This is a genomic window from Blattabacterium cuenoti (assembly GCF_014252315.1).
Classification (GTDB): Bacteria; Bacteroidota; Bacteroidia; order Flavobacteriales; family Blattabacteriaceae; genus Blattabacterium; species Blattabacterium cuenoti_AI.
Genome location: NZ_CP059216.1, coordinates 132001 through 147924, shown reverse-complemented (window position 1 = coordinate 147924; position 15924 = coordinate 132001). Strand labels below are relative to the sequence as shown.

The 15924-nt window shown below is 22.5% G+C and carries 11 protein-coding genes and 1 pseudogene; 2 read left to right on the top strand and 10 right to left on the bottom strand.

Going from position 1 to position 15924, the window contains the following annotated elements:
* Positions 1-9: 9 nt before the first annotated feature.
* The 7 genes from H0H39_RS00705 to aroB all read right to left on the bottom strand — a co-directional run bounded on the left by H0H39_RS00705 (position 10) and on the right by aroB (position 11991).
* On the bottom strand, positions 10-3726 hold the full coding sequence (locus H0H39_RS00705; protein ID WP_185877486.1) for a phosphoribosylformylglycinamidine synthase: 3717 nt from the start codon (positions 3724-3726) through the stop codon (positions 10-12).
* Between the two features lie 20 nt (positions 3727-3746).
* The gene (gene purB, locus H0H39_RS00700) at positions 3747-5177 is read right to left on the bottom strand and encodes an adenylosuccinate lyase (RefSeq protein ID WP_185877485.1); all 1431 of its coding nucleotides are present in this window, start codon (positions 5175-5177) and stop codon (positions 3747-3749) included.
* Entirely contained in the window at positions 5174-6481 is a 1308-nt protein-coding gene (locus H0H39_RS00695; protein ID WP_185877484.1) for an adenylosuccinate synthase, read from the bottom strand. The genes purB and H0H39_RS00695 overlap by 4 nt, the downstream gene beginning before the upstream one ends.
* Before the next feature lie 80 nt (positions 6482-6561).
* Positions 6562-7527 (bottom strand): Holliday junction branch migration DNA helicase RuvB, encoded by a 966-nt coding sequence (gene ruvB / locus H0H39_RS00690; protein ID WP_185877622.1) that lies wholly within the window; start codon positions 7525-7527, stop codon positions 6562-6564.
* Positions 7508-8314, bottom strand: coding sequence for a 5'/3'-nucleotidase SurE (surE, locus tag H0H39_RS00685; protein WP_185877483.1), 807 nt, complete (start codon positions 8312-8314; stop codon positions 7508-7510). The genes ruvB and surE overlap by 20 nt, the downstream gene beginning before the upstream one ends.
* An 87-nt stretch (positions 8315-8401) precedes the next feature.
* On the bottom strand, positions 8402-10864 hold the full coding sequence (gyrA, locus tag H0H39_RS00680; protein WP_185877482.1) for a DNA gyrase subunit A: 2463 nt from the start codon (positions 10862-10864) through the stop codon (positions 8402-8404).
* 65 nt (positions 10865-10929) lie between these two features.
* Positions 10930-11991 (bottom strand): 3-dehydroquinate synthase, encoded by a 1062-nt coding sequence (gene aroB, locus H0H39_RS00675; protein WP_238785656.1) that lies wholly within the window; start codon positions 11989-11991, stop codon positions 10930-10932.
* A 302-nt stretch (positions 11992-12293) separates the two neighbouring features.
* On the opposite strand from aroB, the gene H0H39_RS00670 reads away from it, so the two are divergent.
* Complete coding sequence (locus H0H39_RS00670; RefSeq protein ID WP_185877480.1) at positions 12294-12980, top strand: DedA family protein; 687 nt, start codon at positions 12294-12296, stop codon at positions 12978-12980.
* On the opposite strand, the gene H0H39_RS00665 is transcribed toward H0H39_RS00670, so the two are convergent.
* Genes H0H39_RS00665 through H0H39_RS00655 form a run of 3 tightly spaced genes read right to left on the bottom strand, consistent with a single transcriptional unit; the run spans position 12977 to position 15036 of the window.
* Positions 12977-13450: a nucleoside deaminase gene (locus tag H0H39_RS00665; protein ID WP_238785655.1), complete on the bottom strand. Its 474-nt coding sequence runs from the start codon at positions 13448-13450 to the stop codon at positions 12977-12979. The two genes, H0H39_RS00670 and H0H39_RS00665, sit on opposite strands and share 4 nt — an antisense overlap.
* Complete coding sequence (locus H0H39_RS00660) at positions 13450-14082, bottom strand: 50S ribosomal protein L25 (RefSeq protein WP_185877479.1); 633 nt, start codon at positions 14080-14082, stop codon at positions 13450-13452. Before H0H39_RS00660 ends, H0H39_RS00665 begins: the two co-directional genes overlap by 1 nt.
* A 15-nt stretch (positions 14083-14097) precedes the next feature.
* The gene (locus H0H39_RS00655; RefSeq protein ID WP_185877620.1) at positions 14098-15036 is read right to left on the bottom strand and encodes a ribose-phosphate diphosphokinase; all 939 of its coding nucleotides are present in this window, start codon (positions 15034-15036) and stop codon (positions 14098-14100) included.
* Positions 15037-15120: 84 nt separating this feature from the next.
* Between H0H39_RS00655 and H0H39_RS00650 the strand changes: the two are divergent.
* Positions 15121-15914 (top strand): annotated as a pseudogene (locus H0H39_RS00650) (thymidylate synthase).
* Positions 15915-15924: the final 10 nt, after the last annotated feature.

Genomic DNA, 15924 nt, shown 5'->3' with positions numbered 1-15924 from the left:
AATAAATTTTTATAAAAAATATTTTACTGCATTATCAAAAATAGATTCACATTGATTTTTTGGTATATTTTTTAATAATCCATGATCAAAACATCTTTCTGGATGAGTCATTCTTCCATAAATTTTTCCATTTTCACTTAATAATCCTTCAACAGAATTTATAGATCCATTAGGATTATATTTTCTATTTAAACTAGGATTTCCATTTAAATCTACATATTGTGCAGCTATTTGATTATTTTCAAATAAAATATTTATAATATTTTTTTTTGCATAAAATCGTCCTTCTCCATGAGATATTGGCAATGTATATATTTTATTTTTCATTCCACTTAACCATGGAGATTTATCAGATAAAACTTTTATATAAACACATTGAGATATATGCTTTTTTGTTTTATTATAAATTAATGAAGGTGAAAATTTATTTCTTAAACTTATTTTTCCATAAGGTAAAAGTCCAGATTTTATTAACCCCTGAAATCCATTGCATATACCTAATATTAATCCATCTTTATCAAGAAATCGTTTAATTGATTCTTTTATATATGGATTATGTAATATAGACACAATAAATTTAGCTGCTCCATTAGGTTCATCACCAAAACTAAATCCTCCACAAATCATAAATATTTGAACTGATTCTATATATTTTTTTATGTAAAAAATAGAATTTATAATATCTTTATTATTTAAATTTTTAAAAACAAAAGTTTTTACTAATGCTCCAGATTTTTCAAAAGCTTTTATCGATTCAAATTCTCCATTAGTTCCAGGAAATATTGGAATAAAAACATTTGGTGATCCTAATTTTAATTTATTAAAAAAAATATTACGTTTTTTGCATAAAATTTTATTTTTTGTTTTAAATATTTTACTAATTTGTTTTTTTTCCAAGGAAAATATTGGAGTTAAAGTTTTAGACCAATTTTTAATTGATTCTTCTATGCTAATTGATATTTTATTAAAATTCAAATATTTAGAATCGACAACTTCTCCTATTAGAATAAAATCATCTGACAATTTATAAGAAGATTCTATAATTAAAGAACCGATATGAGTTTCCAGTAAATTTTTATCACAATGAATATTTACTCCTAAATTATTACCAAAAGACATTTTTGCAATAGCAACAGATATTCCTCCATCTTTTATAGTTTTTACAGATACTATTTTTTTTAAACAAATTTCTTTATATACTTTATCATAAGCATATTTAATAGAATTAAAATTAGGCATTTCATTTTCTAATAAAGAATGATTATATAAATATATTTTGTTTCCTACTTTTTTAAATTCTGAAGAAATTATATTTGAAAATGAATCAGTTGTAATTCCAAATACTATTAGAGTAGGAGGGACATGAATATTTTTATATGTTCCAGACATAGAATCTTTACCTCCTATACAAAGTGATCCCATAGATTTTTGAGCATGATATGCTCCCAATAACGCAGAAAAAGGTTTTCCCCATTTTTCTGGATCATTTCCTAATTTTTGATAATATTCTTGAAAACTTAAATATATATTTTTGTAACTTCCTCCCATAGATACAATCTTAGAAATGCATTCTAAAACAGCATATGCTCCACCATGAAAAGGACTCCATGTTGATATATAAGGATGAAATCCCCAAGAAGCTATAGTTACTGTACTAGTACTACCTTGAATAACAGGTATTTTTTGTACACTTCCTTCATTAGGAGTCATTTGATACTTTCCACCAAAAGGCATTAATACTGTAGTTCCTCCAACAGTACTATCAAACATTTCTGTTAATCCTATTTGTGATGCTATATTTGGTTTAGAAAGAATATTTAAAAAGTTTTTTTTATTAAAATTTTGTTTTTTAGATATTTTAAATGGAGATATTAATTTTGGAGAATTTACGATTACTTCATTCTTTTTTACACATCCTTTTGTATTCAAAAAAGAACTTTTTACGTTAAAAATTTCTTTATTTTTATAAAAAAAAATTATTCTGTTATTATCAGTAATTTTAGCTATAGGAATAGAATTTAAATTTTCTTTTTTAGAAAGTCTTATAAATTTATTTAAATCGTTATAATTTATAACAACAATCATACGTTCTTGGGACTCAGAAAGTGCTATTTCTATTGGACTAATTATTTCATTATTTTTTAATGGAACTTTTTCTAAATAAACTTCTATACTATTATGTATTTCTCCTAATGCTACAGCTATACCTCCAGCTCCAACATCATTACATTTTTTTATCAAAGAAGTAATTTTTTTTTTTCTAAAAAGTCTCTGAATTTTTCTTTCTGTTATTGGATCTCCTTTTTGTTTATTTCTATCATTAATTGTTTCATTGTTGTTCATTATTTTAGATGAATTACTAGCATCTCCTACTCCTTCTTTTCCAGTTTTTCCTCCAATCAATAATACAACGTCTCCTTTATTAGGTTTTTCTCTTCTAACGTAATGACATGGAACAGCTCCTACAACCATTCCTATTTCCATTCTCTTAGCTCTATATCCTTCATGATAAATTTCATTAACATGTGTTGTAGCTATTCCTACTTGATTACCATAAGAACTATATCCACAAGCAGATTCAAAACATATTTTTTTTTGCGATAATTTTCCTTTTATTTTCTTTTTTATATTAGGATCTGCTGCGCCACTTAATCTAATACCTTGAAAAACAAAAGATCTTCCAGATAATGGATCACGAATAGCACCTCCTATACATGTAGATGCTCCATTAAAAGGATCAATTTCTGTTGGAAAATTATGAGTTTCATTTTTAAAAAATAAAAACCATTTTTCTTTTTTCTTTTTATTAGACAAAATAATATCTACATCTATTGAAATCATACAAGCATTATTTTCACTATGATAAAAATTATAATTTTTTCTTTTTTTAAAAAAATGAATTTCATATGGAAGCTTAGATATCTCCATTAAATTAATAGGATATTTAGATTTACCTATTATTTTTTTATCTTTTATATATTTTTTAAATATATTTTGATATATTTTTTTTAATGATCCATTGAAAGATATTTTTTCTATTTCTGTAAAAAATGTTGTATGTCTACAATGATCAGACCAATAAGTATCTATAATTTTTAATTCTGATTCTTTTGGATCACGTTTTTCTTTACAAAAATAATTTTTAATAAAAAATAAATCATTTATATCTATTGATAAATTTAATTTTTTATGTATTTTTCTTATTGATTTGTCATTTAGTTTAACAATTTTATTTGTTGTATGATTATTTTTATTTATTTGAATTTTTTTTATTTCATTATATGAATAATTTTTTTTAATATATTCTTTTATTTTTTTAATACATTTTTTTTTAACAAATCCATTTCCACCAATTAATTCTATTAATATTTTTGATTTTATGCAAATATCATTATTATTTATATTAGAATTTAATATACGAAAGCATTGCATTGCTGCATATGATCTATATTCACTATTATTTAAAATATACTCTATATAAGGATTATTAATATTTTTATTTATATAAACAATTTCTGTAACAGGATCTACAAGAATTTTTTTTAAAAATTCAATAATTAATTTTTTTTCAAAATAAAAAATATCATATATGTAATATATAATGATTTTTTTTATAGGAATATTTATATTTTTTAATGCATTACATAATATTGATGAATCTGTATCAAATAATGATCTTTTTTTTATATATACTTTAAAATATCTTTTTTTTGATAATAAAATCATTTTATTTTTACAATTTAATTTTATACATCTATATCTGATAAATTAGTAATAATGTACTTGTGATATTTTTCTAGTATAGGATCAACTTCTTTTTTTATAAATTCTAAAGTTTGTTCTGATGAAAATCCTGTTAAATTTATAGGATTAATAATTTGATATATTTCTTTTTCACATATCGGTATTTTTTCATCATTTAATATTTTATTAATAAAATTATTTTTTAATCCTTTTAGTTTCATTTCTAAACTTGTTTTCATAGAATGAATCCTTATTCTTTCATGAATATCTTGTCTATCATATCCTTTTTTAACACATTTTGTTATAATATGTTCAGTAATTAAAAAAGGAATTTCTTCTTTAATATTTTTTTCTATTATTTTTGGATATACAGAAATATTTTCCATAATATTATTCCATAATATTAAAATAGCATCTACAGCTAAAAACGATTGACTTATTACTATTCTTCTGTTAGCAGAATCATCTAAAGTTCTTTCTAACCATTGAGTAGCAGCTACCATTGCTGAACTATTTGATAAAGAAATAACATATTTTGATAATGAAGCCATTCTTTCACTTCTTATTGGATTTCTTTTATAAGCCATAGCGCTAGATCCAACTTGATCATTTCCAAATGGTTCTTCTATTTCCTTTAAATTTTGTAATAATCGTATATCATTACTAAACTTATGAGAAGACTGTGAAATATTTGATAATAAATTTAATATTTTAGAATCTATTTTTCTATCATATGTTTGTCCAGTAATTGAAAATACATTTTTAAATCCAAATTCATTAGATAATTTTTTTTCTAATAATTTTAGTTTATTTAAGTCTCCATTGAATAATTCTTTAAAACTTGCAGCAGAACCTACGGTACCTTTAACTCCTCTAATAGATAGATTTTTTAATATAAATTCTAATTCTTTAATATCTAATAGCAAACTTTGTATCCATAATGCAGAGCGTTTTCCTACAGTAGTTAACTGAGCAGGTTGATAATGAGTAAATGATAAAGTAGGAATATTACGATATTCTATAGAAAAATTTCTAATTCTAAATATTACATTAATTAATTTTTTTAATAAAATATTTATTCCTTTTTTTATTAAAATAATGTCTGTATTATCAGATAAAAAAGCGCTAGTTACTCCTAAATGTAAAATTGGTTTAGCTAATTTAGCTTTATATGCAAAAGCATGCAAATGAGCCATTACATCATGACGAAATTTTTTTTCGAAAAAAGAAACTTTATTCCAATCAATATCATATAAATGATTATTCAAATCATTTATTTGTATATCAGATATTTTTAATCCTAATTCTTTTTGTATTTTTGCTAAACATATCCATAATTTTCTCCAAATAATAATTTTTTTTTCCGGAGAAAAATTATATATCATTTCTTTACTACTATATCTATCTACTAAAGGGTTGATATATTTTTTCACGAACAAAAAATTTTATAAAATAAAGATTTATTTTTAATTATATTTTGATTTCTTTCTGATCCTACAGAAATTAGTATTATTTTTAATTTTAAATAATTTTCTATATAATTAATATAATTTTTACAATTGTTTGGTAATGAGTCATAATCACGTATATTAGTTATATTTTGTTTCCAACATGGAAATTTTTTCCAAACACATTCTATATTATTATATGATTCTATATTACATGGAAAATAATCTATAGTCTTTTTATTAAATTTGTATTGTATACAAACATTAATACTATCTAAATTATTTAAAACATCCAATTTAGTAATAATTAAATAATTAATTCCATTTATCATGCAAGAATATTTAAGAGATACTAAATCTAACCAACCGCATCTCCTTGGTCTTTTTGTAGTAGATCCATATTCATTTCCACTATCACGTATAATGTTAGAAATGATTTTATTATTTATTTCAGTTGGGAATGGTCCATTTCCAACTCGTGTACAATAAGATTTTGCAATTCCAAATGAATTATTTATAAAATTAGGAGGTATTCCTGTTCCTATACAAACTCCTCCGGTAGTAGAAGAAGATGTTGTAACATAAGGGTATGTTCCGTAATCTATATCTAATAATGTAGCTTGAGCTCCTTCAAATAAAATTTTTTTGTTATTACTAAATGCAGTATGAATTTTTCTTACTGCATTTACAAATTTATCTGAAAGTATTTTTGAATAATTCATATATTCATCATAAATGGAATCTATTGATATAGATGGTTTATTATAAATTTTTTGAAAAATTTTATTCTTAAATTTTACATTATATTTTAGCTTTTTATAAAAAGATTTTTTATCTATAAGATCTAATATTCGAATTCCAGTCCTAGAAATTTTATCTTCATAAGCTGGACCAATTCCACAATGAGTAGTTCCAATAAAATTTTTACCTAAATATTCTTCTTTGTATATATCCAAAAGTTTATGATATGGCATTATGAGATGAGCTCTTTTAGCTATAAATATTTTAGAAGTGTTAACACCCATTGATTCCAAATTTTTAATTTCTTCTATTAAACATTTTGGATCAATAACAACTCCAGGCCCAATTATACATTCTACATTAGAATAAATAACTCCAGAAGGAATCAAATGTAAAATAAACCTATTTTTATTAATATGTATAGAATGACCAGAATTGTTACCTCCTTGATAACGAATTACATAATCAAAATTCTTGGAAAGAAAATCTGTTATTTTTCCCTTTCCTTCATCTCCCCATTGGAGTCCAACAATAACATTTGAAGGCATGATATATAAAGATTTTTTAATCTTAGATATTTTAAAGTTAATAGTTATTATTAATAAAAAAAATATATTTTAATTATTTATTATTTTTTTATAATATTGTTTTTTAAATGTTGATAAGCTAAGTTAGTAACTTTTCTACCTCTAGATGTTCTAATTATATATCCTTCTTGTATAAGAAATGGTTCATGAACTTCTTCTATAGTATTTGTTGGCTCTCCTATAGCTGCTGATATAGTATTTAATCCTACTGGACCACCATTAAAATGATTGATAATTAATGATAAAATTTTATTGTCTATTTCATCTAATCCATTTTTATCAATATTTAACAATTTTAATCCAATATTACATATATTAATATCAATTAGTCCATTACCCATAATTTGAGCAAAATCTCTAATTCTACGTAATAATGAATTAGCAATTCTAGGTGTTCCTCTACTTCTACAAGCTATTTCAACTGCAGCCTCTTCTGTAATAGAAATTTTTAATATTTTTGCGCTTCTATTTATAATGTCTTTTAATATATTGTTATTATAATAATTAAGTCTAAAATTAATACCAAATCTAGATCTCATTGGAGAAGTAATTAATCCTGATCTTGTAGTTGCTCCTATTAAGGTAAAAGGAGATAATTTTATCTGGACTGATTTAGCATTAGATCCTGAATCAAGAATAATATCTATTTTATAACTTTCCATTGCAGAATATAAATATTCTTCTATTGCAGGAGATAATCTATGAATTTCATCAATAAACATTACATCATTTTTTTTTAGGTGAATTAATAATCCAGCTAAATCTCCAGGTTTATCTAAAATAGATCCTGATGTAATAGTAATATTTACACATAATTCATTAGCAATTATTTGAGCTAAAGTAGTTTTTCCTAATCCAGGAGGTCCATGAAATAAAACATGGTCTAAAGCTTCGTTTCTTTCTTTTGCAGCTTGAATAAAAATTTTTAAAGGATCTAAAATATCTTTTTGACCAAAAAAATCTATAATATTTTTTGGATTTAAAAATTTATCTAAAAATGACACAATATATAATGAATAAAAAAATTGTAAAATTCCATGATTTTAACATATTCAATATAGAATAGTTTGTAAAATCAAATTGTAATGGAACAATAGAAATATATCCATTTTTTAATGCCCATTCATCTGTATTAATTTTTTCATCATTATTAATAAATTTACCTACTAACCAATAGTAAGATTTACCTTTAGGATTAAAACGTTTTTCAAAACTTTCTTTCCATTTAGATTTTGATTGTTTACATATTTTAATACCCTTTACTTTTAATTTAGGAATATTAACATTAAGACTAATAACTTTTTTTTCTAAAATAAAATTATTTAAAACTTTTTTTACTATTTGATATATATATTTTTTTGAATATTCAAAATTAGCGTTCCAATTAAAATCTAATAAAGAAAAACTTATAGATGGAATACCTTCTATACTAGATTCAATTATAGCAGAAACTGTTCCAGAATAAATAATATTTATAGAAGAATTTGATCCATGATTAATTCCAGATACACAAATATCTGGTTTTCTTGGTAAAATATTTCCTATAGCCAATTTTACACAATCTACAGGAGTTCCTGAGCATTTCCATTCTTTTTGAGCTCCATCATCTATTTTAACTGAATCACAATATAAAATTGTATCCATAGTTATTGCATGAGAAATTCCAGATTTAGGATCACTAGGAGCTATAACATATACATCTCCCAATGTATTCATTATTTTAATAAGATTCCTAATTCCAGGAGCTATAATTCCATCATCATTAGTTACTAAAATAATTGGTTTTTTTTTCATGTAATTTTTTATTAGAAATAAAATCAAATTTTTAATAATGAATAAAAAAAATAAATTTATATAGATAAAATATTGAATTTTTTTTTATTATATTCGATATTCATGTACTTTTGCAACATCAGCTATGTAATCATCACTTTTTAAATTAATTAAACGGACTCCTTGTGTTGATCTTCCCATTATTCTTATATCTGATATTGAAATTCGTATCATTATTCCTGATTTTTTAATAATCATTAAATCTTCTTGTTTATTAACATATTTTACAGAAAATAAATTACCTGTTTTATCTGTAATATTTATAGTTTTAATACCTTTACCTCCTCTATTAGTTAATCTATAATCTTTTAATCTAGATCTTTTTCCAAATCCATTTTCAGAAACAACTAATAAATTTCCTTTTTCTTTTATATTATCTTCCACACATATCATACCAATAACAACATCTTTTTTATTAGTAAAACTAATACCTATTACTCCTGAAGAATTTCTACCAGTTGATCTAACATTTTTTTCTAAAAAACGAATAACCCTACCTTTTTTTGATGCAATAAAAATATGACTATTACCTTTAGTTAGAACAGCTTCTAATAATGAATCTCCTTTTCTAATAACAATAGCATTAATTCCATATTTTCTAGGTCTAGAATAACATTCTAAGGATGTTTTTTTTATAATTCCTTTTTTAGTTATCATTATTACATAATAATTATTTACATAATTTTTATCTGTAAGATTTTCTGTTAAAACATAAGCATTAACTCGGTCATTTTTATGAAGATTAATAATATTTTGTATGGCTCTTCCTTTAGATGTTTTTGATCCTTCTGGAATTTCATATACTCTTAACCAAAAACATTTTCCTTTTTCTGTAAAAAGAAGCAAATATTGATGATTAGTTGCTATTAATAAATGTTTAAAAAAATCATATGTTCTAGCTACAGCACCTCTGTTTCCTATACCTCCTCTACCTTGACGTTTATATTCCGATAAAGAAGTCCTTTTAATATATCCAGCATGAGAAATAGTTAGTACAACTTGTTCATTTTCAATTAAGTCTTCTATTTGTATATTTTTTTCATCACCTGAATAATCTATATAAGTACGTCTATCATCTTTATATTTTTTCTTTATATCTAAAAGTTCTTTCTTAATAATTTCAGTTCTTATATAATATTTATTTAAAATTTTTTTTAAATAAATAATTTCTTTTTTTATTTTTTCATACTCTTGTTTAACTTTTTTTTGTTCTAATGAAGTAAGATTTTGTAATCTAAGATCTAAAATAGATAATGACTGATTTTTAGATAATTCAAATTTATCAATTAATTTTTTATGAGCATCATTTCTATTTATAGAGTTTTTAATAGTTTTAATTAAAATATTTATATGTCCTAATATTTTTAAGAACCCTTCTAAAATATGAATACGATTTTCGCATTTTTTTAATTCATATTTAGTTCTACGAATAATTATATCGTGTCTATGATTCAAAAAATTTTGAATAATATCTTTTATATTTAGCTTAGCAGGTTTTCCGTTTACTAACGCTATAGTATTAACATTAAAATAAGTTTGTAAAGATGTTTGTTTAAATAATTTGTTTAATAAAATATTTGGATTTATCTTATGTTTAAGAATATAAACAATACGTAATCCATTACGATCAGATTCATCACGAATTTGATATATACCATCTATTTTACCATTTTTTATTAAATTTACAGTTTTGGATATCATATCAGATTTATTTACTTGATATGGAATTTCATCAACAATAATGGATTTTCTTCCATGTACTTCTTCTATATGTACTTTAGCTCGTAATACAATTTTTCCTTTTCCTGTATAGAAAGAATTTTTAACTCCAGAATATCCATAAATGATTCCTCCAGTAGGAAAATCAGGTGCTTTTATATATTTAATTATTTGATCTATAGAAAGATTATTATCGCTATCTATGTATGCACAAATTGCATCTACAGTTTCTTTTAAATTATGAGGAGGAATATTTGTCGCCATTCCTACAGCTATACCAGATGCTCCATTAATTAATAAATTTGGTATTTTTGTCGGCAATACTTTAGGTTCTTCTAAAGAATCATCAAAATTAAATTGCATATCCACTGTATTTTTTTTAATATCTGTTAACATTTCTTCAGATATTTTATTCATTTTAACTTCTGTGTAACGCATAGCAGCTGGAGGATCAGAATCTAAAGAACCAAAATTTCCTTGTCCATCTATTAGTGGATAACGTAATGTCCATTTTTGAGCCATACGTACCATAGTATCATATACTGATACATCTCCATGAGGATGATATTTTCCTAATACTTCACCTACAATACGTGCAGATTTTTTATAAGGACCATTAGATAGAATTCCTAATTGATACATACCATAAAGAACTCTTCTATGAACAGGTTTTAATCCATCTCTTACATCAGGAAGAGCTCTAGATACAATAACTGACATAGAATAATCTATGTAAGACGATTTCATTTCATCTTCTATGTTGATTGATATCAATTTTTCTCCTTCACTCATTTTTTGTATTTTGAAATTTTTTCAATATAAACAAGAATATCAATAAAACTATAAAAAATTTAAATTTATATTATTTCAGTAAAACTTTTCTTTATTATTTCATTGTTAATAACACAATTATATGAACAATTTCCGATGTGATTTATCAATGAAAATTGAATTTTTTCTTTTTCATTTTTTTTATCATGTTGCATAATATTAAATAATTTTTTTATTTCATAATTGGAAAAATCGTTTTTTATTATTGGATATATAGAATATAATATTTGTTTAATTTCTTTATAATTATCATAAGATAATCCATAATCTTTACAAGAAATCCATGATTCACGAATTATTCCATTTGCTACAGCTATACCATGATTTATTATATTTTTTTTATTTAAAAATAAACTCTCCAAAGCATGTCCAATAGTATGACCAAAATTAAGAATTTTTCTTAATCCTTTTTCTTTAGGATCTTTATCTACTATTTTTTGTTTTATTTCTATAGATTTAGAAATTAATTGAATTAATTTTTTTTTAGTGATATTTTTGCTTATTATATTTGAATAGTTTTTTTTCATTTCATTCCAAAAATGTTTGTTTGCTATTATTCCATGTTTAAACATTTCTGCTATTCCAGAAAGAATTTCTTTTTTGTTAAGAGTTTGTATATAATTAGAGTCTATAATTAATATTTTTGGATAAGAAAATAATCCTAATTCATTTTTTATATTATCTAAATTAACACCTGTTTTATATCCTATTGCAGCATCTACCATTCCTAATAAAGTTGTAGGAATATTTATAAAACGAATACCACGTTTAAATATAGATGCTACAAATCCTCCTATATCTGTTATTACTCCTCCACCTAAATTAATTATTATACTATTTCTGGTACTATTATATTTTTCTATTTCTTTAAATATTTTAATGCATGTATATATATTTTTTTCTTTTTCTCCATGAGAAATTTGAATTATATTCGATTTTTTTAGAAAATTTATTTTATCTATAAGTATAGGAAGACAATATTTTTTTGTTAAATCATCTACCAAAATAAATATTTCTTTAACAGAAAAAACTTCATATAGCAAATATTTTTGTAATTCTTTATAAGCTATTTCATCGAATAATATCAAACTTTTAATATTATTTTCCACTATATATTATTGTTTCAAAATTTTTTTATTTGATTTATTGTATATTTTATATTATTTATTATATAATATTTTATACATCCAAAATACTATAAATATAAAACCTATTGTTACAAAAAGTATATTAGGAATCCATCCTAAAATATTAATAATTTTAAATAAACACTTCATAATAAAAAATATATATTTTAATTTGGTATTAATAAATTTATAATATGTATAAAAATATAATATATTTTAAATATTTAATTCTGTTTTCTAAAATAGAAAAAAAATAGAAAAAAATGGAAATTTTCAATTTTTTGTTTCATCAAAAAAATCATATAGATTTTTGGAATTTTTTTCAACATTTATTTAATCCTAGATGGATTTTTTTATATTGTGGAAAAACTGCTATTTTTATTTTATTGGCAATAGTTTTTGCAGAAACTGGTTTTTTTATTGGATTTTTACTTCCAGGTGATTCATTATTATTTACTGCAGGTATTTTTGGAGAAGACTTATGTAAAAATTTTTATAATGTGCCTTTTTTTGTAATAATATTAATTGTTGCATTAGTTGCTATTCTTGGAAATATACAAGGATATTGGTTAGGATATAAATCTGGAAAACTACTTTATGAAAAAAAAGATTCCTTTTTCTTTAAAAAAAAACATTTGATTCTAGCAAAATTATTTTATAATAGATATAAAACTACAGCATTAATTATCAGTCGTTTTTTACCTATGTTTCGATCTTTTGCACCTATTATAGCAGGAGCTATAAGAGTTAATTTTAAAAAATTTATGATATATAATATTATAGGAGCAATTATTTGGACTTTTTCTATTATGTTATCTGGACATTATTTAGATAAAAATTTTCCTGAATTAAAAAATCATTTAGAATGGATAATTCTATTAATTATAGTAACAACAATGATTCCAATAATATTAAAATTAAGAATATATAAAAAAAAAATATTTATTTAATAACTAAATATATTATGATTATATTTTTTGTTAATTCTTTTAAAGAAAAAAAAATCTTGTATTAAAAATTTACATTGATTTTTTAGTATACCAGAAATATATATTGTATCTGGATGTAATTTAATTCCATAATATAAAAATCCTTTAGAATTATTATTAGGTGCTCCACAAACAATTTTTCCTATTTTGGATAAATATAAAGCTCCAGCACACATTATACATGGTTCTAATGTAACATATATAGTACATTTTTTTATATATTTTTTATTTAAAAAACTAGATGCTTTTTTTATTGCCAAAATTTCTGCATGTGCAGTTATATTATTTAAAGTTTCAGTTAAATTATGTGTTTTTGCTATAACTATGTTATTATAAGTTATAACTGCACCTATAGGTACTTCATTGATTTTAAAGGCATTAATAGCTTCTTTCAATGCTATTTTCATAAAATGAAAATCTTTAATAGACATTAATTTTTTTTATTTATTATTTTTTTATCTATTTTTTTATCATCTTTTTCTTTTACATTATTATCCTCATTTTGAGAAATATTTGATTTTCTAGACTTTTTTATTTTTACTAATAAAGTATTATAAGAATGTAATATAGTATAATTTTCTTTTTTTAAATCTTTTATTATTATTTTATTTCCAATATCTAAATGATTTATATCTATTTTTATATATTCTGGAATATTTATTGGAAATACTTTTATTTTTAATTTTTTTATTGGAATAAAACATTCTCCTCCTTTTGATACTCCAATAGGTCTTCCTATAAATATTATAGGAATATGTAAAATAATAGGGGTTGATTCCTCAATTTTATAAAAATCTACATGTAAAATATTATCTTTTACAGGATCAAATTGTATTTCTTTATGAATTGCTTTTATATTATTATATTGATTATCATTTATTTTCAATTTTATAATAACACCACATATTTTTTTATTAAAAACTATTTTTTTTATTTCTTCTAATGAAGAAAAAAATGGAATATTTATATTTTTTCCATACAAAATACATGGAATTTTATTATTTGATCGTATACATTTTTTTACAATATTTCTTTTTTCCCCATATATAGTTATATATTTCATTATATTTTTTAATATTTAAATAAAAAATTTACTACTAATAGATTCATCTTTTTGTATAGAATGCATTACCTCAGCAAATAAAGGTGCGCAAGATAAAACTTTAATTTTTTTATTATATTTTTGTTTTATTGGAATAGTATCTGTTACTACTAATTCTTCTATATAAGAATTAGTAATTTTTTCATAAGAATTTCCTGATAAAACAGGATGTGTAGCTATTGCACTTACACTTTTTGCTCCATTTTTTTTTATTAATTCAGCAGCTTCTGTTAAAGTTCCTGCTGTATCAACCATATCATCTATAAGTATAATATTTCTATTTTTAACATTTCCTATAAGGTTCATAAATTCTATTTCATTTGCTTTTTTTCTTTCTTTATAACATACTACAACATCTGTTCCTAAATATCCTGCATAACTTCTAGCTCTTTTTGCTCCACCCATATCTGGAGAAGCAATTGTTAACTTATCTATATTTAATTTTTTTTTAATATAATTAATAAAAATTCTTGATGCATATAAGTGATCTACAGGTATGTCAAAAAATCCTTGAATTTGATCTGCATGTAAATCCATTGTCATTACTCTAGAAGCGCCTGATGCTGTAATTAAATTTGCTATAAGTTTTGCTGCAATAGGTGTTCTAGGTTGATCTTTATGATCTTGTCTAGCCCAACCAAAATATGGGATTACTAATGTAATACTATAAGCCGATGCTCTTTTAGCTGCGTCGCACATAAGTAGTAATTCCATTAAATTATCTACCGGAGGAAATGTAGACCCTATTAAGAATACATTACATCCTCTAACAGATTGTTCAAAATGAGGTATATATTCTCCATCACTAAATTTTAAAAGTTTTATTTTACCTAAAAAACTTCCATAATAATGTGCTATATCCTTTGACAATTTAAACCCACTTTTTGTAGAAAAAAAGAGAACTTTTTGACTCATAGTCATATTTACATTTTTTTATGCAAAAATACTTTATTAAATTAAGTTAAATAAAAAGTAAATCTCAAACAAAATCATTTATTTATGAAACAATATATAGATTTGTTAAAATATGTTTTAAAAAATGGTAAAAAAAAAAAAATAGAACTGGTATAGAAACGATTAGTGTATTTGGATATCAAATGAGATTTGATTTAAGAAAAGGATTTCCTCTTCTTACTACTAAAAAATTAGATATAAAATCAATTATTTATGAATTATTATGGTTCTTAAAAGGATGTACTAATATAAAATATTTAATAAATAATAAAGTTTCTATTTGGAATGAATGGGCTGATAATAATGGGGATCTTGGTCCAATATATGGATTTCAATGGAGAAAATGGCCTACTTATGATAATTCTCATATTGATCAAATAAATAATCTTGTAAAAAAAATAAAATCTAATCCAAATTCAAGAAGATTAATTGTATCTTCATGGAACGTAGGTATGATTGATAAAATGTCTATTCCTCCATGTCATTTACTATTTCAAGTTTATATTATAAATAAAGAATTATCATTACAATTATATCAAAGAAGTGCTGACATTTTTTTAGGATTGCCTTTCAATATTGCTTCTTATTCATTGCTAATTATTATGTTATCTAATGTTCTTGAATTGAAAGTAAAAGAATTAATACATGTTATAGGAGATGCTCATATTTATATTAATCATATAAATCAAGTTAAAAAACAGATAAATAGAAAACCTAAAAAACTTCCAACAATTATTATTAATCCATCAATAAAAAATATATTTGAATATTCTTTTAAAGATTTTAAATTAAAAAATTATAATCCTCATTCTCATATTAAAGGTGATGTTGCCGTTTAGTTTATTATTA

Coding starts and splice junctions, on each gene's coding strand:
- H0H39_RS00670 (WP_185877480.1), top strand. CDS start 12,294: ATGGAAATTTTCAATTTTTTGTTTCATCAAAAAAATCATATAGATTTT.
- H0H39_RS00665 (WP_238785655.1), bottom strand. CDS start 13,450: ATGTCTATTAAAGATTTTCATTTTATGAAAATAGCATTGAAAGAAGCT.
- H0H39_RS00655 (WP_185877620.1), bottom strand. CDS start 15,036: ATGAGTCAAAAAGTTCTCTTTTTTTCTACAAAAAGTGGGTTTAAATTG.
- gyrA (WP_185877482.1), bottom strand. CDS start 10,864: ATGAGTGAAGGAGAAAAATTGATATCAATCAACATAGAAGATGAAATG.
- H0H39_RS00705 (WP_185877486.1), bottom strand. CDS start 3,726: ATGATTTTATTATCAAAAAAAAGATATTTTAAAGTATATATAAAAAAA.
- H0H39_RS00695 (WP_185877484.1), bottom strand. CDS start 6,481: ATGCCTTCAAATGTTATTGTTGGACTCCAATGGGGAGATGAAGGAAAG.
- H0H39_RS00660 (WP_185877479.1), bottom strand. CDS start 14,082: ATGAAATATATAACTATATATGGGGAAAAAAGAAATATTGTAAAAAAA.
- surE (WP_185877483.1), bottom strand. CDS start 8,314: ATGAAAAAAAAACCAATTATTTTAGTAACTAATGATGATGGAATTATA.